12 protein-coding genes are annotated in these 18,920 nt (G+C 70.4%); 9 read left to right on the top strand and 3 right to left on the bottom strand.

What is annotated here, in order from left to right:
- Nucleotide 1: 1 nt before the first annotated feature.
- A complete protein-coding gene (gene tviB / locus K7957_RS11005) occupies nt 2–1,270 on the bottom strand; it encodes a Vi polysaccharide biosynthesis UDP-N-acetylglucosamine C-6 dehydrogenase TviB (protein ID WP_223012029.1) in 1,269 nt (422 codons plus the stop codon).
- Between the two features lie 958 nt (nt 1,271–2,228).
- On the opposite strand from tviB, the gene K7957_RS11000 reads away from it, so the two are divergent.
- Nucleotides 2,229–2,372 carry a hypothetical protein gene (locus K7957_RS11000; protein ID WP_223012028.1) on the top strand — a complete coding sequence of 48 codons (144 nt, stop codon included), beginning with the start codon at nt 2,229–2,231 and terminating at the stop codon, nt 2,370–2,372.
- Nucleotides 2,373–2,696: 324 nt separating this feature from the next.
- Here K7957_RS11000 and K7957_RS10995 read toward each other — a convergent pair whose 3' ends face one another.
- The gene (locus K7957_RS10995; protein WP_223012027.1) at nt 2,697–4,145 is read right to left on the bottom strand and encodes a glycoside hydrolase family 125 protein; all 1,449 of its coding nucleotides are present in this window, start codon (nt 4,143–4,145) and stop codon (nt 2,697–2,699) included.
- Nucleotides 4,146–4,319: 174 nt separating this feature from the next.
- Here K7957_RS10995 and K7957_RS10990 point away from each other — a divergent pair, with 174 nt between their 5' ends.
- Complete coding sequence (locus K7957_RS10990) at nt 4,320–5,750, top strand: glycoside hydrolase family 125 protein (protein WP_223012026.1); 1,431 nt, start codon at nt 4,320–4,322, stop codon at nt 5,748–5,750.
- Nucleotides 5,751–5,763: 13 nt separating this feature from the next.
- Here K7957_RS10990 and K7957_RS10985 read toward each other — a convergent pair whose 3' ends face one another.
- On the bottom strand, nt 5,764–6,915 hold the full coding sequence (locus tag K7957_RS10985; protein WP_246616974.1) for an ROK family transcriptional regulator: 1,152 nt from the start codon (nt 6,913–6,915) through the stop codon (nt 5,764–5,766).
- A gap of 297 nt (nt 6,916–7,212) precedes the next feature.
- Here K7957_RS10985 and K7957_RS10980 point away from each other — a divergent pair, with 297 nt between their 5' ends.
- The 7 genes from K7957_RS10980 (at nt 7,213) to K7957_RS10950 (ending at nt 18,899) form a co-directional block, all read left to right on the top strand.
- Complete coding sequence (locus K7957_RS10980; protein WP_223012024.1) at nt 7,213–8,550, top strand: sugar porter family MFS transporter; 1,338 nt, start codon at nt 7,213–7,215, stop codon at nt 8,548–8,550.
- Complete coding sequence (locus K7957_RS10975; RefSeq protein WP_223012023.1) at nt 8,547–9,476, top strand: ROK family protein; 930 nt, start codon at nt 8,547–8,549, stop codon at nt 9,474–9,476. Before K7957_RS10980 ends, K7957_RS10975 begins: the two co-directional genes overlap by 4 nt.
- Nucleotides 9,463–11,187: a class I mannose-6-phosphate isomerase gene (locus tag K7957_RS10970; RefSeq protein ID WP_223012022.1), complete on the top strand. Its 1,725-nt coding sequence runs from the start codon at nt 9,463–9,465 to the stop codon at nt 11,185–11,187. Before K7957_RS10975 ends, K7957_RS10970 begins: the two co-directional genes overlap by 14 nt.
- A 37-nt stretch (nt 11,188–11,224) precedes the next feature.
- Nucleotides 11,225–14,011, top strand: a complete 2,787-nt coding sequence (locus tag K7957_RS10965; protein ID WP_223012021.1) for a TonB-dependent receptor — start codon at nt 11,225–11,227, stop codon at nt 14,009–14,011.
- The gene (locus K7957_RS10960; protein WP_223012020.1) at nt 14,011–15,180 is read left to right on the top strand and encodes a glycoside hydrolase family 76 protein; all 1,170 of its coding nucleotides are present in this window, start codon (nt 14,011–14,013) and stop codon (nt 15,178–15,180) included. The genes K7957_RS10965 and K7957_RS10960 overlap by 1 nt, the downstream gene beginning before the upstream one ends.
- The gene (locus K7957_RS10955) at nt 15,147–16,013 is read left to right on the top strand and encodes a GDSL-type esterase/lipase family protein (RefSeq protein WP_223012019.1); all 867 of its coding nucleotides are present in this window, start codon (nt 15,147–15,149) and stop codon (nt 16,011–16,013) included. Before K7957_RS10960 ends, K7957_RS10955 begins: the two co-directional genes overlap by 34 nt.
- 174 nt (nt 16,014–16,187) lie before the next feature.
- Entirely contained in the window at nt 16,188–18,899 is a 2,712-nt protein-coding gene (locus K7957_RS10950) for a TonB-dependent receptor (RefSeq protein ID WP_223012018.1), read from the top strand.
- Nucleotides 18,900–18,920 lie beyond the last annotated feature (21 nt).

The raw sequence follows: 18,920 nt of genomic DNA, 5'->3' as shown, positions 1-18,920 counted from the left end.
TTCACAGCCTTCCTTCAGCGGAACCCTGGGGCAATATGCCCTTGACGTCGAACAGTACCGCCCCCGGACGCCCGAGGGCCCGCAGCGCATCAGCCCCCAGTTCGACAAATTGACGATGCCCCACGGCAATCACTACCGCATCATAGCCGCCCACGATGGGCAGATCATTGAGGCAGTCGAGGCGGTACTCGCGCCGGACCTCGGCGGCGTCAACCCAGGGATCGTAGACGTCAACGTTGAGCCGATACGCGCGAAGTCCGTGCACGATATCGATCGCACGCGTATTGCGGGTGTCGGGACAATTCTCCTTGAAGGCCAGCCCGAGCATCAGGACGCGCGCGTTGAGCGGCTGTATATCGCGCGCCAGCATCAGCTTGACGATGCGGTCGGCGACATGTTCCCCCATCCGGTCGTTGATACGCCGCCCGGCGAGGATCACCTCCGGATGATAGTCGATCTGCTGAGCCTTGTAGGTCAGGTAATAAGGGTCGACACCGATACAGTGCCCGCCGACCAGCCCGGGTCGGAAAGGCAGAAAGTTCCACTTGGTGCCGGCGGCCTCCAGCACCTCGAGCGTGTCAATGCCTAGACGTTCGAAGATAAGGCTAAGTTCATTCATCAGTGCTATATTGACGTCGCGCTGCGTGTTCTCGATCACCTTGGCCGCTTCCGCTACCTTAATACTGCTTGCCTTGTGCGTGCCCGCGCTAATGATGTCGCGATACATCGCATCGATCTGCTCCGCGATCTCCGGCGTGCTGCCGCTGGTGACCTTGGTGATCGACGGCAGGCGGTTGTGCTTGTCACCCGGGTTGATCCGTTCCGGGCTGTAGCCGCAGAAGAAATCGACGTTGAAGCGGAGACCCGAGCAGCGCTCGAGCACGGGCACGCAGACCTCCTCGGTGCAGCCAGGATAAACGGTCGATTCATAGATGACGATGTCGCCGCGCTTCAGCCGCGCGCCGATCGTCTCGCTCGCGCGGACAAGGGCCGTGACGTCGGGGCGCTTGGCGGCGTCCACGGGCGTGGGCACGGTCACGATGAAGATCTCGGCCGCGGCGAGCTCCTCGGGAGCTGCGGTGAAGGTGAGGTGCGGGGCGGCCGCCAACTCTTCCGCCTCGACCTCGAGCGTATGGTCGTGGCCGCGCCTTAGTTCGGCGATACGCCGCGCGTCGACGTCGAAACCTATCACGCGCCGACGCTTGCCGAACTCCACCGCCAAGGGCAGGCCGACATAACCTAAGCCAATGATGCCAATCGTCTTTTCCATTCGACGCGTATCCCAAGAGGCTGGTGTTGTACGTAGCAGATCGGTCGCCTCGTCGACGTGTCGCTGTCAGGAAGAGGTTTAGGCTGAGATCCGCTCCGTCATCGCGCGCGACTGTCGCCCGCACGTGAGCGTACTGTCCGTTCGCGGCGCGCGGATGCCACGTCGTCAGGGCGGAGGCAACCGCCGCGGCGACGGCGCCCAGCCCCCCTCATCCCGCCGCCGGCGTCACGCGGCGCGACCTGATCGAACAGCGGGACCGTGTAAGCGGCGTCGCCGTGCGCGGGGCTGTGATGCATGCCATTGGCAATCAGGCTGTCGCGTGGAGGCGCTACCGAGAAGACCTTGACGCCGAGCGCCTCCGCCACGTCGCTTGATCGATGCGGCCCAAGCGGCGCCATCGCGCGCAGGTACGTTTCTCCGCCGAAGTGAGCCAGGCGGAGCGGACCCCGAGAAAGCTGACGTCGAGCTCGGCCAACGCCGCCGCTCGCGCCACGGCCACGCCGCCCGCGGTGAGCGGCGGCACCTCCGTCGCGTTGGCGACCGCCTCCACCTCGATCGCCTCCTCGTCGCGCTCGATCGGCAGGCGGATTGCGACGGACGCGGCCGACCGATCCGCACACCGCGCCGAGCAGCACCGTCTTGCCGACGCCACGCAGACCGTAGAAGCTCGTCGAGCGCACGGTCCTCCCGCGCGGATACGATCGAGCGCGATGAGGGTGACCTCGAGCAGCGGCTCGCGCCGGGCAAGCTCGGGTGGCGGGGTGCCGTCGCCGGAGGCGAAAGGGTTGCAGCGCGGGCCCATAGCGATGTTATGATAGTTATGGTTCTTTCGTAACTTGACCTAATATCGTCATATGCCGGGCCGTCGCGGCTCTGCCGCGCTCGGCCGCGGGTCACCCGCGCGCCCGCTGCGAGCCAACGTGATGACAAGCGCGAATGATTATGCAACAGGCGCGCGATGATCGACCTGACACCCGAACTCGTCGCTTACACGATCATCGCTGTGATAGTTCTGGTCGCCGCGCCGACGACCGTCGTCGTCCTGCGGCGACGCCATCGCGAGAAGCTGCGCCGTCGCGGTATCAAGCGCTACGGACACTAGCACCACTCCTTGCCCCCGCGGCCCGGCAACGATCGATGCCACGCAGCCGGCGGGCGCACTCGGTCCGGAAAACATCATCCTGCCAGAGCCGGCCGTGGCCCGACGTCCTGCCTGGCGCGGCCGAGAGAACGCGGGTGCCCGGCTGATCGACGGGTCGCGTCCTGCTCTGACCACTGACTCAGTGTGCCCGGCGTTCTACCCCCCCAAGGCTCCAGCCCAGCGAGCCATGCAGACCGCCGCGTGCCAGCACCGCTCGCCACGATCGCCGAACTGCAAGCGAGGGAGCCGTACCGCCGGTTCGCAGCCGGCGTCTCCACGCTACCGTCACAGGCGCTGGCGCAGCGCCGCGGGCCGGTCGCGTGCCAAGGTCACGATCAGTTCGCCCAGCAACCCGTTGGCCCAGGCGAACCAGGGCCGCGTGAAGCGTGTGGGGTCGTCCTTGTGGAAGGTCTCATGGACGAAGCCGGTGTCCGCGTCCGTGTCGCGGATCGAGCGCAGGCACGCGCGGACCAGCGCATCGTCGCGGCTGGAGGCCGCGCGCACCAGCGTCGCCATCGGCCAGATCAGATCGAAGCCGGCGTGCGGCCCACCCAGCCCCTCGCCGGCGCGGCCGCGCACGAACCAGGGGTTGCGCTCGCTCCACGCCGCCGCCTCGGTGCGCCGCCATAGCGGATCGTCGGACGCGGCGCAGCCGAGGAACGCGAGCCCAGAGAGCGACAGCTCGCAGCAATCGTCCATGAAGAGCGCGTTGCCGAAGCCGTCGACCTCGAACGCCCAGACCTCGCTCCCGTCCGCCAGCCGCATGCGGCCGTGCGCCTGCAATGCGGCCTCGATCTCCGCCGCCAGCGCGGCGGCGTCGGCGGCCAGCGCGGTGTCGCCGCGCGCCTCCGCCGCGACCGCGGCGAGCTCTCGCAGGGTGCGCGCGGCGAAGATGTTGGCGGGGATCAGGAACGGCAGGATGGTCGCGTCGTCGGAGGGGCGGAAGCTCGAGTGGATCAGCCCGACCTTGCGCGTCGGATTGCCGACGCTCCACAGCTGCGTCTCGGTCGGCTGCACGCTGCTGCGCTGGAAGCGGTAGGGTCCCGGCCCGTCGCGGCGCTGCTGCTCGCGGAAGGTGCGGACGATCGCACGTGCCGACTGCGCCCATTCCGCGGTGAAGGGTGTCCGGTCCCTGGTCGCGCGCCAGTAGCTCGACGCGAGCCTTAGGACGTAGCAGAGCGAGTCGACCTCCCACTTGCGCTCGGCCACGCCGGGCTTCATCTCCGTCTGATCGTGCTGCGACGAGTCGAGGTCGGTGCGTGCGCCGGGGTTCTGCAGGAAGGCGTTGGCATAGGGATCGATCAGCACGCAGCGCGCCTGGCGCGCGATCAGGCCGCGGAACAGCCTGGTCAGCGCGCGGTCGCCCGCCGCGAGGTGGAGATAGGGGCGCAGCTGCGCCGACGAGTCGCGCAGCCACAGACACGGGATGTCGCCGGTGATGACGAAGGCGTCGTCGTCGGTGACCGAGAGCACCGTCGTGTCGAGCGTGTTCGGGTAGCAATTCTCGAACATCCACGCGAGCTTCGGGTCGGCGATCAGCCGCGTCATGCGCACGATCTCGCGCTCCACCGCGGCGCTGTGGAAGCGCCTGGCCGATAACGGTGGGCGCTTCGACGGCCGCGCCGACGCGGCCCAGGCGGGGCGAGCGGCGGCGAGCGCGGCGGGTGCGGCCAGTAGCGTGCGTCGGTCGAGGCCCAGCGTCGCGCCCGCTCGGGCGCCGTGTCGACCGTCCATGCTCATCCCTCCTCGTCTGCCAGCCCGCACTGCATCGGTGCGCGCCTCTCGTCCGCTCGGTTACCATAGCCAGCCACTAATCTTACACCTACTTTCTTTTTGATTGCCGCGTCATCCCGTGCGTGTCACATCCGCTCGGCCACCGGCAGCACCGGGGCGGAGCAGGAGAGAGACATGCACCCGACGCGACGCGCCGTGATGGCGCGCGCCGCCGCGCTGACGATCGGCACCCCCGCGACCGCCGCGGCGCCGGTCGGCTTCGTCAGCCAGCGCCCGCCGCTCGCGAAGCGGCGCTTCGTCAGCGCCGCGGTGGAACGCGAGCTCGGCCGCCTCAAGACGCGGATCGCCGACCCGGAACTCGCCTGGATGTTCGAGAACTGCTACCCCAACACGCTCGACACCACCGTCTTCACCGGCACGGTCGACGGCAAGCCCGACACGTTCGTGATCACCGGCGACATCGACGCGATGTGGCTGCGGGACAGCGCGGTGCAGGTCGAGCCCTATCTCCCTCTCGCCCGTGGCGACCGGCGGCTGCGCGAGATGCTGCGCGGGCTGATCCAGCGCCAGGCGCGCTGCATCCTGATCGATCCCTATGCCAACGCCTTCGTCCGCGATCCCGGCGCGCGCTCCAACCTCGACTCGGCCACGCTCGACGACACCGAGATGCGGCCGGGCGTGGCGCAGCGCAAATGGGAGATCGACTCGCTGTGCTACCCGATGCGGCTGGCGCACGATTACTGGGCGGTCACGCGCGACCGCGCGCCGTTCGATGACCTTTGGCGCCGCTCGGCCGCGCTGATCGTCGAGACGCTGCGGGTGCAGCAGCGCAAGGAGGCGCCGGGTCCGTACCGCTACCAGCGGCTCACCAAGATCCCGACCGACAGCCTGATGCTAGACGGTTACGGCGCGCCCTCGAACAAGGTCGGCCTGATCCACTCCGCCTTCCGCCCCTCCGACGACGCCTGCGTCTACCCCTTCCTCGTTCCCGCCAACCTCTTCGCGGTGTCGAGCCTGCGCCAGGTCGCGCGCGTCCACCGCGAGGCGCGCGGCGACGCCGCCGCCGCGGGCGAGGCAGAGGCCCTGGCCGACGAGGTGGAGGCGGCGCTTCGCGAGCATGCGATCGTGCCCGACGGGCGCGGCGGACAGGTCTGGGCCTATGAGGTCGACGGTTTCGGCAACTGGCTGTTCGCCGACGACGCGGGCATCCCCAGCCTGTACGGCCTGCCGCTGATCGAGGCCGCGTCGGTCGACGACCCGCTCTACCAGCGCACCGCCGCGCTGGCGTGGAGTCCGCGCAATCCCTTCTTCGTGCAGGGCAGCGCCGCCAGCGGCGTCGGCAGCCCGCACATGGGGCTCGACAAGGTGTGGCCGATGGCGATCATCGCGCGCGCGATGGTTACCCGCGACGAGGGCGTGGTGCGCGACTGCCTGCGCACGCTCAAGGCGACCCACGCCGGCACCGGCTTCATGCACGAATCCTTCCACAAGGACGATCCCGCGCGCTTCACCCGCGCCTGGTTCGCCTGGGTCAACGGCATGTTCGGGCAGATGATCGGCACGGTCGCCGCGCGCTACCCGCGCCTGCTCGCCGAGCGCTTCTGAGGCGAGGCGCGGGTCAGTCGTCCGCCGACAGGAAGACGAGATCGTTGAAGGGCAGGATCGCCGCGCCGATCGCGGGGGCGTCGGCGGCGAGCTGCGCGGTCAGCACGGGCGCGGCGGGCACCACCGGATCGTCCACCGTGTCGCGGTGGCGCGCCACCGCGGCGGTGAGCTGGTCGATCAGCGGCACCGGCAGCCGCCCGCCGATCACGATCGCGCCGGGATCGATCAGGCAACTGATCGTGGCGATCGGCCCTGCCAGCGCCGCGGCGGCGCGCTCGATCCAGCCGCCGATCACCGCACGCGCGGCGGCGTCGGCGCTCGCCAAGTCCGGGGGCGCGATCGGCGCGATGCCGTGAGCGGCGAGATCGGCCTTCAGTGCCGAGAGCGAGACGATCGACTGGAGCGGCGCGCCGGCGCGATCGGTGAGGAAGCCGATACGCCCGGCGCGGCCGGTCGCGCCGTGATGGTAGCTGCCCGCGACGACCAGCCCACCCCCGAGTCCCGCGGAGAGCAGCACGTAGAAGAAGCTACGGTGGGTCAGCCCGCTGCCGAAGCGCGCCTCGCCGATCGCCGCCGCGGCCGCGTCATTCTCGGTGATGACGGGCCCCGCGCCGAGCGGCTGGAGCAGCTCGGGCAGGTCGACGCGGTCCCACTCGGCATAGGCGCGCGGCAGGCCGGGCAGGTCGACGTGCCCCAGCCCGCCCGGCAGCGCGACCCCCATGCCGAGCACGCGGTCGCGCTCGATCAGACCGTCGCCGAGCAAGGTTCCCACGGCGTCGCCGATGAAGGCGGTGACGGCGCGCGGCGCGGCGAAGTCGATCTCCTGCGTGTAGCGCGCCCGCACCGCGCCGGTGAGATCGAGCGCGACCAGCGTGACATGGTCGCGGTCGATGTTGACGCCGTAGCTGAAGCAGCCGTCGGGGTTCACAGCGAAGCGGATCGCGGGCATGCCGCGCACCCCGGTGCGACGGCCTTTCTCGAACACGAAGCCGCGGTCGGTCAGCCGCTGGGTGATGTTCGCGATCGCCGCCGGCGACAGGCCGGTCTGCTCCGCCAGCTGGAGCCGCGTCGACTCGCCCGCGCGCAGGATCGCCTCGAGCACGAGGCGCTCGTTGCGCTCCCCCGCCCGCGCCGGGTTGGTGCCGTGCAGCGTCCGCTGGCTCAACCGCTCGCTCCCGTCGCTTGAGGTGGCAGGGGCAAGGAAAGTCTCCGATGTCGAGGGCGGGGCGCAACGCGCTTTCACAGGTAAACACTGCCTGCGTCACGCACAACAAGCGCTTCTGCGCTAACTTACACCTACTTGCTTTTTTAATTGACGCGCTCGCGGGTTCGGCAGAAAGGTCGGCAACTGCCCCGATCGCGGCACGCCTCTCGGGGCGTGACACAAAGCGCGACACGGCGAGGCAGGAGGGAGAGGGGCGCGCGACCGCATCGCGCCGCCGCCGGTCAGGAGGAACGTGCCATGGGCGATGCAGCACCGCGCGCGCGCCTGTTGTTCACGGCCTTCGCGATCTCGCTCTCCGGCCTGCTCTTCGGCTTCGACACCGCGGTGATCGCGGGCGTGACCGGCGCGTTGCGCGACCAGTTCGGCCTGTCGCCCGCGGCGCTGGGCGTGACGGTGTCGTCCGCGCTGCTCGGCACGATGGTCGGCGCCGCGGTGGCGGGCGTGTACGGCGATCGCCGCGGCGCACGTGCTGGGCTGCGGCTCGCCGCCGCGCTCTACCTCGTCTCGGGACTGGGCTGCGCGCTGGCGTGGAGCTGGGGCGCGCTGCTCCTGTTCCGCGTCATGGCCGGAGTCGCGATCGGCGCCTCCTCGGTGCTCGCGCCGGTCTATCTCGCCGAGGTGGCGCCGCCCGCGCGGCGCGGCGCGATCGTCGGCAGCTTCCAGGTCAGCATCGTCACCGGGATCCTGATCGCCTATGCCAGCAACGCCGCGGTCGGGGTGCTGCTGGCGGACGCCGCGGCGGCGTGGCGGTGGAAGCTCGGCCTGACCGCGCTGCCCGCCGCGCTGTTCCAGCTGCTGCTCGTCGCGGTGCCCGACAGCCCGCGCTGGCTGATGCTGCGCGGCCGCCGCGATGAGGCCGCCGCGGCGACGCTGCTGCTCCACGGCGATGAGACGGTCGACCTGACCCCTGCCGTGCCCCCGCGCGCGGTGTCGCTGGCGTCGCTGTGGCGCGAGGCGCCGCGGCCGATGATCCTCGCGATCGTGCTGGGCGCGCTCAACCAGCTCACCGGCATCAACGCCATCCTCTATTATCTCAACGATATCTTCGCGGCCGCCGGGTTCCGCCAGGTCTCCGGCGATCTGCAGGCGATCGCGGTTGGTGCGGCCAATCTCGTCTTCACGCTGGTCGGCATGGCGCTGATCGACCGGCTCGGCCGGCGGCCGCTCCTTCTCGCCGGCGGCGCCGCGATGGCGGTGCTGCTGTGCGCCGCGACCGCGATCATGCTCGGCCTCCTGCCGCGCGCGCTGATGCTGGCAGTGCTGGTCGGCTTCATCGCCGCCTTCGCCACCTCGCAGGGCGCGGTGATCTGGGTCTATCTCAGCGAGATCTTTCCGGCGCACGCGCGCGCCGCGGGCCAGGCGCTGGGCGCGGGCACGATCTGGCTGGTCGACGCGCTGGTCGCCGCGATCTTCCCGGTCGCCGCCGCCGCCTCGCCCGCCGCGCCGTTCCTGTTCCTCGCGGCGTGCATGGCGGCACAGTGCGTGCTGGTGTACCGCTGGTTCCCCGAGACGCGCGGTGCCTCGCTCGAGCAGATCGAGCGGCAGATGCGCGGCGGTCCGGAGCCGGCACGATGACCGCCTATCTCGCGGTCGACGTCGGCGGCTCGCACGTCGCCTGCGCGCGCGTTCGCGGCGGCATCGTGGAGAATCGGCGCGAGATCCGGTTCGCCGCCCCGACCTCGCTGGCGGCGGTGATGCCGGGACTGGAGGCGCATCTCGCGATCCTGCGCGGGAGGGAGCCCGTGGCCGGTGTGTCGATCGCCTTCCCCGGCCTGGTCGACCCGCGATCGGGCCGCGTCGCCTCGACGCCGGCGGGCAAGTTCGAGGACGCGGTCGGCTTCGACTTCACCGGCTGGGCGCGCGAGCGGCTCGGCCTCGCCCTGCGGCTCGAGGTCGACGGGCGCATGGCGCTGCTCGGCGAGCACCGCTTCGGCGCGCTGCGCGGCGTCGACGACGCGGTGCTGCTCAGCCTCGGCACCGGGATCGGCTCGGCCGCTCTGATGCGGGGCGCGATGGTGCGCGGCCGCAGCGGCCAGGCGTCGGTGCTCGGCGGCCATCTCACCGTCGAGATCGACGGGCCGACCTGCCTGTGCGGCAACCTGGGCTGCGCCGAGGCGCTGGCATCGAGCTGGGCGCTGCCGCGGCTGATCGCGGCATTGCCGGGGCGCGGCGCGCTGCACGACCTCGCCGCGCCCGACCTCAAGGCGGTGTTCGACCTCGCGCGCGACGGCGACGCGGGCGCGCGCGCGGTGCGCGCCGCCTGTCTCGCCGCCTGGGCCGCCGCCGCGCTCAACCTCGTCCACGCCTATGACGCGACGCGCGTGCTGGTCACCGGCGGGGTCGCCGCGGCGGAGGAGGTGGTGCCCTTCATCCAGGCGCACGTGCGCCGCCACGCCTGGTGCCTGGGTGAGCCGCCGCTGGTGCTGCGCGGCGCGCTCGGCGCCGACGCCGCGCTGCTCGCCGCCACGCCGCTATGGGAGAGCGATCGTGACCAACTATGACAAGCGGCCCGTCGTCCGGGTCGACGACGCGGCGGACGCCTGTCTGGTCGGGTGGGACGCGATCCTGCCGCACCTCGCCACCGCGCTGGACCTCTGCGTCGAATGCTATCCCGGCGCGCCGGTCGCTTCGATCGTCGCGGTGCTGCGCGACGCCTGGCCCGACGCCGAGGTGGTCGACACCACCGCGCTGTTCCGCGATCCCGAGGTGCTCGACGCCGAGATCGACGCGTTGCTCGGCGACGACCCGGTGTTCGCGCGCTTTTCCGCGATCGGCATCCACGACTTCCTCGACGAGACGAAGGTCGCGGCGTGGCGCGCGGGGCGCGCGCCGGGTCGCCGCACGGTGCTCGTCGGGCCGGGCGCCGCGACCGTCCTGCGCGCGCCCGACCGGCTGGTCTATGTCGCCATGGCGCGCTGGGAGCTCCAGCAGCGCCAGCGCCGCGGCGAGATCGCCAACCTGGGTGGCAGCGACCGCGCCGCGCGAGCGGCAGAGCTGTACCGCCGCGCCTTCTTCGTCGACTGGCGCGTCGGCGACGCGGTCAAATACGCGCTGCTGCCCGGGGCCGACTTCGTTATCGAGGCGAACGGACCGGTGCCGCGGATGATCGCTGGCGACACCTACCACCGCGCGCTCGACGCCGTCGCCGCGCGCCCGTTCCGCGTCGTGCCCTTCTTCGATGCCGGGCCGTGGGGCGGGCAGTGGGTGCGGCGCACCTTCGACCTGCCCGAGGGCCCGCCCAATTACGCCTGGTGCTTCGACTGCGTGCCCGAGGAGAACAGCCTGCTGCTCGGCTTCGGCGAGGAGGCGTTCGAGCTCCCCGCGCTCGACCTCGTGCGGCTCCGCCCCGACGCGCTGCTCGGCGGCGACGTCATCGCGCGCTTCGGCGCCGAATTCCCGATCCGCTTCGACCTGCTCGACACGATGGAAGGCGGCAACCTCTCGCTCCAGGTCCACCCGCGCGCCGACTATGCGCGTGCCGCCTTCGGCCTGCCCTACACCCAGGACGAGAGCTATTATCTGCTCGATGCCGGCGCGGACGCGTGCGTCTATCTCGGGCTCACCGACGCGGCCGAGCCCGCCGCTGTCGCCGCCGCGCTCACCGCAGCGCAGGCGGGCGGCCCACCGCCCGACGTCGACGCGCTGGTGAACCGCCTGCCGGCGCGCGCGCACGATCATTTCCTCATCCCGGCCGGCACGATCCACTGCTCCGGGTGCGACGCGATGGTGCTCGAGATCAGCGCCACGCCGTACATCTTCACCTTCAAGCTGTGGGACTGGGGACGGCTCGGGCTCGACGGTCGTCCGCGCCCGATCCACCTTGAGCACGGCCTCGCCAATATCGACTGGACACGCCGCGAGACGGTGACGCGGACCGAGCTGGTCAACCGGTTCACGCCCGTCGCCAGCGGGAGCGACTGGCGCCGCGAGCGCACCGGGCTGCACCCGCTCGAGTTCATCGAGACCGAGCGCGCCTGGTTCGAGACGAGCGTCGCGCTCGACACCGCGGGCACGCTCAACGTCCTCAACCTCGTCGCCGGCACGGCGGCGATGGTGGAGAGCCCGGATGGCGCCTTCGCGCCCTTCGAGGTCCACTACGCCGAGACCTTCGTCATCCCGGCAGCGCTCGGCCGCTATCGGCTGCGCTCGCTCGGGCCGCCGGGTGCGGCCTGCGCGGTGATGCGCGCCTGGGTGCGCCCGACCGACCGGTGAGACGACAGCAACGACAAGAACGCAGGGGAGAGTGACCATGATCCAGTTGAACCAGCTCGCGCGGACGTCCGCGCTCGCGCTCGCCGCCGCCTCGCTGTGGCCCGACGCGGCGGTGGCGCAGGACGCGCCGCCCGCCGCGCCGCAGGGCGAGGCACCCGCCGAGGCAGGGCCGCCGGCCGCGGCGGACGGCGCGGTCGCCGCGGCGCCGGGCTCGGACGACATCGTCGTCACTGGCCTGCGCCGCAGCCTCCAGACCGCGCAGGCGCTCAAGCGCGACTCCGACCAGATCGTCGACGCGGTGGTGGCCGAGGACATCGGCAAGCTGCCCGACAACAACGCCTCCGAGGCGCTGGCGCGGATCACCGGCGTGCAGGTCAACCGCAGCAGCGACGAGGCCGGCGGTGTGCAGGTGCGCGGCCTGCCCAACCTGACCACCACCTACAACGGCCGCGAGATGTTCACCGCCGAGCTGCGCAACGTCGCGCTGCAGGACTTCCCCGCGGGCGCGCTCGCCGGGCTGGAGGTGTACAAGACCACCAGCGCCGACTTGATCGAGGGCGGCATCGCCGGCCTCATCAACGTGCGCTCGCGCCGCCCGTTCGACTTCGACGGCTTCCAGATCGCGGGCGCGGTGCGCGGCACCTACGGCGACCAGGCACGCAAGTACGACCCGAACTTCAACGTGCTCGTGACCGACCGCTGGGACACGCCGATCGGCGAGCTGGGCGCGCTGGTGAACGTGTCCTACACCCAGCTCCACTATCTGACCTCGTCGCGCTACATCAACGGCAACATCGTCAGCCCCGGCGCGAACCAGCCGGTCGACGGCGCGCGCGACTTCGTCCTGCCCGAGACCGCCGGCGTCTATTACGACCGCGGCAAGCGCTGGCGCCCGTCGGTCAACGGCACGCTCCAGTGGCGCCCCGCGCCCAACCTGGAGTTCTACGTCGACGGGCTGTTCCAGGGCGCGCGCACCGACGTGGCCAACGATTTCGCCGGCTTCGACCTCGTCAACAACAACCCGGCGCTGACCAACATCGTGCGCAACGCCGCCGAGCCCGGCACGCTCGAGAGCGTCACCGTCACGCCCGATTTCGCCAACGGCCGCGGCATCGACTTCTCGCGCAGCACGCGCGCGGGGCGCACCAACGCCTATCAGGGCGCGATCGGCGGATCGTGGAAGACCGGCCGCGCGACGCTGACGACCGACTTCGCCTATACCGACTCCAAGGCCGAATATACCGACTACAACGTCGACTTCGCGCCCGCGACCGCGCAGTCCGCCAACCTCGTGTTCGACATCGGCGGGCAGGACGGCGGCGCGCAGTTCGGCCTGCCGGGCTTCGCCGCCAACGATCCCAACAGTTACATCCTGCGCGGCATCTACGACCGCCGCTCGCTGGCGACGGGCAAGGGCGTCCAGTGGCGCGTCGACCTAAAGCTCGACACCGAGCTGCCCGTGATCACCCAGCTCGACGTCGGCTTCCGCCTGACCGACCGCGACGCGCGGCTGCAGAGCGGCGGCCGCTACGCCACGCTGCGCCCGCTCGGCCTGCGCCTCTCCGACATCCCCGGCGGCGACACCGGCACGCCGATCGACCGCGGCTTCCGCGGCGGCCAGGCGCCCGGGCTGAGCCAATGGTATGCACCGACGCGCGCGGGCATCGTCGACAATATCGAGGCGCTGCGCGATCTCGCACGCAGCGGGCTGGAGCAGATCGGCACCCCCGCCGCGCTGACCGAGCGCGGCGCGTGGGACTCCGACATCCCCGCCTATGTGCAGAACGAACGGCTCGACGCGCTGGAGAAATCCTACGCTTTCTACGGCCAGTTCCACTACGGCTTCGACGTCGGCGGCGTGCCGGTCGACGGCGTGGTCGGCGCGCGGATCGTCAACACCAAGGCGCAGCTGACCGGCAACGCGCTGGTCGGCGGTGAGCTTCAAACCACCACCTCGCGACAGAACTACGTCGACGTGCTCCCCAGCGCCTCGTTCCGCGCCAAGTTCACCGACCAGCTCCAGCTTCGCCTCTCGGCGACCGAGACACGCACCCGGCCCGAATATAACCAGCTCAACCCGGCGGTGACGATCGGCAGCCCCGGCGTGACGCCGATCACCGGCAACAGCGGCAACATCAACCTGCAACCGATCCTGTCGACCAACTACGATGCCTCGCTGGAATGGTATTTCTCCAAGGCCGGCTCGCTGACCGGCGCGATCTTCCGCCGCGACGTGCAGGGCTTCATCACCAACCTCAACAGCCAGGTCGACCTCGGCTATCCCACGCTCGTGACGGTCAACCGCCCTGAGAACGGCGGCAAGGGCCGGTTGCAGGGCGCCGAGGTCGCGTTCCAGACCTTCTTCGACTTCCTGCCCGGCGTGCTGAGCGGCTTCGGCACCCAGCTCAACGCCACCTATATCGACGCGTCGCAGGCGCTGCCCGTCTCGCTCGGCGTCGCCGGGCAGGACAGCGACATCCCCGGCGTGTCGAAGTGGAGCTACAACGCGGTCGGTATCTACGAGAAGGGGCCGGTGTCGGCGCGGCTGGCGTATAACTGGCGCTCGCGCGTGACCAACTTCTTCGCCACGGACAATGCCGGCCAGCTCATCGGCGCCGAGTTCAACCGGCCGATCGAGCGGCTCGACTTCTCGCTCTCGGTCGCCGCGATCGAGGCGGTGACGCTGACCTTCGACGTCAGCAACATCACCGGCTCGCCCTATCGTGCGCTGCGCGCGGTGCCGGGGCTGGCCAACGCGAGCTACCCGCGCGACGTCCGCTACGAGAGCCGCGTCTTCGCGCTCGGCGCGCGGTTCCGCTTCTGATGGCGGCGCATCCCACGCGCCGCGCGGTCGTCGGCGGCGCGCTGGCGCTCGCCGGCGCGCGCGGGGCGGCGGCGACCGCCTCTACCGCTGCTCCTGCCCCCGTCCCCGGCGCGCGCGCGCTCGCCTGGCACGCGGCGCTGGAGAAGGCCTTCGCGGTCGGCGACGGCACCGGGCTCTACCGCGAGTACCATCCGCCGCGCGCGGACGACGAGCCTTACTCGACCGAATGGCCCTTCTCGCAGGCGCATGTCGCGCTGCTCGATCTCGCGATGATGCCCGGCGCCGCCGGGCGTCGCTTCGCGCCGGCGCTGACGAAGGTGCGCGCGGCGCAGCAGCGTTACTGGTCGCCGACCTCGACCACGGGCGTCGCTGGCCATCTCGCCAAGGTGGTCGCGCCGCTCGGCCGCGGCGACGATCTCTACTACGATGACAATGAGTGGGTCGGTCTCGCCGAGGTGCAGCACCACCTGTTCCGCCGCGACGCCGAGTCGCTGCGCCGCGCGCGCGCGATCTTCGCGCTGGTGCGCTCGGGCTGGTCCGAGGAGAAGGGGCTGCCCTCGCCCGGCGGCGTGATGTGGACGCAGAAAAGCGACAATGGCGACCGGAACACGGTGTCGAACATGCCCGCCGCCGAGCTCGGCGTCCGCCTGTACTTGATCACGCGCGAGCGCGCCTATCTCGACGACGCGATGCGCTATTATCGCTGGACCAACGCGACGCTGCAGCGCCGCGATGGCCTCTACGCCGACCATATCAAGCGCGACGGCACGATCGAGCCGCGCGTGTGGAGCTACAACCAGGGCGTCCCGGTCGGGGTCAACGTGCTGCTGTGGCGCGCCACCGGCGAGGCGCGCTATCTCGCCGAGGCACGCCGCATCGCCGCGGCGAGCCGCGCCCGGCTCGTCGTGGGCGAGCAGGTCGACGACCAGCCGCCGCCCTTCAACGCGATCTACTTCAAGAACCTGCTGCTGCTCGCCGACGCGACCCACGACCGCCGCGACCTCGACGCGATGCGCGGCTACGCCGACCGCATGTGGCGGCGCCGCCGCAATGCCGCCGGGCTCGTCCACTTCGCCGGCCGCCGCGCCGAGCTGATCGACACCGCCGCGCTGGTGCAGGTGGAGGCGGTGTCGGCGTGGCGCCCGGCCGACTGGGCGCTGCTGTACTGATGCGCGGCGCCGTCGCGCTGCTCGCGCTCGCCGCTGCGGCAGCGGTGCCGGCGTCCCCCGCGCCCGTGCCGCCGGGATCGACCTATGTGGCGCTCGGCAGTTCCTATGCGGCGGGCGCGCGCGCCGGCCCGCTCGCCCCGTCCACGCCGGCGCGCTGTGGCCAGACGGTCAACAGCTATCCCCGGCTGGTCGCGGCGGGGCTCCACCTCCACCTCGTCGACGCGAGCTGCGGCGGCGCCACGACCGAGCATCTGCTCAGCGCCTGGGACGAGCTGCCCGCCCAACTCGACCATCTCACCCACGCGACCCGGCTGGTGACGGTGACGATCGGGGGCAATGACGTGCATCTCGTCGGCGATCTCGCCCGCGCCGAGTGCGCACCGCCGCGTGACGGCACCGCAGCGGTCTGCGGCCGTCCACCCGCGCCGACCGCGGCAGAATGGGCTCGGCTGGAACGCAATCTCACGCGGGTCGCGCGCGCGGTGCGACGCCGGTCACCGCGCGCACGGCTGGTGTTCGTGGACTATCTCGACATGCTGCCGGCGCAGCCCTGCGCCTCCGTCCCCTACGACGCGGCGGGGCTGGCGCGAGCGCACGCGACCTTCCGCCACCTCGCGCGGCTCACCGCCGCGGTGGCGCGGCGCGAGCGGGCGACGCTGCTGCGCGCCGGCGCGCTGTCGCGCGGCCATGATTCCTGTTCAGCCGAACCCTATGCCGTCGGCCACTCGGAGACAGCGGCGTCGTGGCATCCGACCGCCGCGGGACATGCCGCGGTCGCCGCGGCGCTCGTCCGCCTGTTGGGTGGGAAGGTGGCGCAACAGCATGCACCTTAGCTCCTGATAACGCTTCCAGATTATCTGATTATATGCTTTCTTTTATAGTGAGGCGGCAGTAGCTCTACTCGCAAGCCGTTGAAAAAGCGGTCACGGGAGAGGGCTACCATGACAATCAGGGACTCGGCGTCCGTGCTCGCGGTCGCGTGCGCGCTAAGCTGGACACCGCTCGCGATGGCGCAGGACAGGGCCGCCACACCGCAGGACGCCGACGCTATGCCGTCCGGCAGCACCGTCATGACCGACGTGGAGGCGAGCGCAGCGCCCGGCGTCGGCGAGGAGGATATCGTCGTCACCGGACTTCGCCGCAGCGTTCAGGGCGCGCAGGCGCTCAAGCGCGACTCCGATCAGATCCTCGACGCGGTGGTCGCGGAGGATATCGGCAAGCTGCCCGACAACAACGCCGCCGAGGCGCTGGCGCGGATCACCGGCGTGCAGGTGTCGCGCTCGCAGGACGAGGCCAACGGCGTCTCGGTGCGCGGCCTGCCCGACGTCACCACCACCTTCAACGGCCGCGAGCTCTACACCGCCGAGGGCCGCCAGGTGGCGTTCCAGGACTTTCCTGCCGCCTCGCTCGCCGGGCTGGAGGTCTACAAGTCGACCACCGCCGACCTGGTCGAGGGCGGCATCGCGGGGCTGGTCAACGTGCGCTCGCGCCGGCCGTTCGACTTCGACGGGTTCGAGATCGCTGGCTCGATCCGCGGTATCTACGGCGACCAGGCGCGAAAGGTCGATCCGCAGGGCAGCCTGTTGGTCACCGACCGCTTCGACACGCCGATCGGCGAGATCGGCGCGCTGATCAACCTCTCCTACACGCAGACCAATTATCTCACCTCGGCGCGCTGGGACAGCGGCGACGTCGACACGCCGGTCGACGGACAGGTGATCACCACGCCCGGCGTGGGCCGCGATTTCAAGATCCCGGAGTCGGTCGGCATCTTCTACAACAACGGCAAGCGCTGGCGGCCGTCGGTGAACGGCTCGCTGCAATGGCGCCCGGCCGCCAACGTCGAGCTGTACCTGGAAGGCCTGTACCAGGGCTATCGCGGCCGGGAGGAGAATAGCGAGCTCGCGATCCGGCTGCGCAATGGCAATCCCATCTTCAGCAACGTCGTGCTGGACGAGAACGATCCGGGCAAGGTGAAGAGCCTCACCCGCTCGGGTGGCGAGGGATCGATCGGCACCGACCTGTTCCGCGGCGTGCCGCACAGTACCACCAACACCTATCAGTTCGCCGGCGGTGGCAGCATCAAGGGCGAACACGCCAAGTTCAGCACCGACCTCGCTTATACCGACACGCGCAACTACTTCACCGACTACGGCTTCGATTTCGCCGCGCGCGATCCGGCGACCGCCGACATCAGCTTCGACATCGACCGCGACTATGGTGGCGTCGAGTTCGCGCTGCCCGGCTTTGACCTCACCGACCCCGGCAATTATGTCATCCGCGGGATCTTCGACCGGCGTCGCGAGGGACGCGGCTCGGGCTGGCAGTGGCGCAACGATCTGGAGCTGGATTTCGATCTCGACGGGATCGACAAGCTCCAGTTCGGCACGCGCTACACCACGCGCAAGAGCACCTTCGCCGATGGCACGCGCTACGCCAACATCCGTGCCCAGCGGGTGCCGCTGACCGCCGCGCCGATCGGGATGGGCGGATTGGTGAAGGAGGGTTTCCGCGGCAGCGACGCGCAGCCGACGCGGCAATGGTACGCGCCAAGCGGCCATGACGTCTTCGACAATATCGAGGCGCTCCGCGCCTTCGCGCAGGATCGGCTGCGGATCAGCAACCTCGGCAATGCCGACCAGCAGCCGGAGTTATGGGACCCGGCGCTGCCGCCCTATACCACGCAGTTCGCCGCGGACGAGAAATCCTATGCCTTCTACGGCCAGCTTCATTACGCGTTCGAGCTCGGCGGCCTTCCGCTCGACGGCGTGGTCGGCGCGCGCGTCGTCAACACCACCATCCAGACGGTCGGGCTCGGGTCGGTCGACGGCGACGTCCGCATCACCGACGACCGTAAGAACTACGTCGACGTGCTGCCCAACGTCAGCCTGCGCGCGCGTTTGACCGACCAGCTCCAGTTCCGCGCCTCCGCCACGGAGACGCGCACGCGCCCCACCTTCGGCCAGAGCAACCCGGCCTTCGTGCTCCAGCGCGACTCGGTGAACCTGGGCGACTACAATGGCAGCAGCGGCAACATCGACCTCGAGCCGATCCAGTCGAAGAACTACGACGCCTCGCTGGAATGGTATTTCAGCCGCACCGGATCGCTGACCGGCGCGGTGTTCCGCCGCGACCTCAAGGGCTTCATCAGCAACTACACGGTGTTCCAGCAGGTCCCCGGCTTCGGCAACATCCGGGTGACGCGGCCCGAGAACGCCGGCGAGGGCCGGATCCAGGGTGTCGAGCTGGCCTTCACCACCTTCTTCGATTTCCTGCCCGGCGTGCTGAGCGGCTTCGGCACTCAGCTCAACGGCACCTATCTCGACGGCAAACAGGCGCTGCCGACGGTGCTGGGCGAGCAGGGCCGGCTGGTGCGCGTGCCCAACACCTCGAAATGGACCTACAACGCCAACCTGCTCTACGAGAAGGGCTCGGTATCGGCGCGACTGGCCTATAATTACCGTACTGACTGGGTGAACTTCTACAACAACACCGAGAGCGAGTCGGCCGTCGCCGGCGAGTACACGCGCGCCACGGCGCGGCTCGACTTCTCCGCCGCCTTCACCCCAGTCGAGTTCCTGACCTTCACCTTCGACGCCACCAACCTGACCGGGGTGCCGTTCCAGAACGTCCGCAACTTCAGCGACACGCAGAGCTACCCGCGCGACATCCGCTACGAGGCGCGCACCTTCTCGCTCGGCGCGCGCTTCCGGTTCTGATGTCGTCGCCTTACCCTCACG

It is taken from the genome of Sphingomonas yunnanensis, from assembly GCF_019898765.1.
Lineage (GTDB): Bacteria > Pseudomonadota > Alphaproteobacteria > Sphingomonadales > Sphingomonadaceae > Sphingomonas > Sphingomonas yunnanensis.
This window is presented reverse-complemented; position numbering and strand designations above follow the sequence as displayed.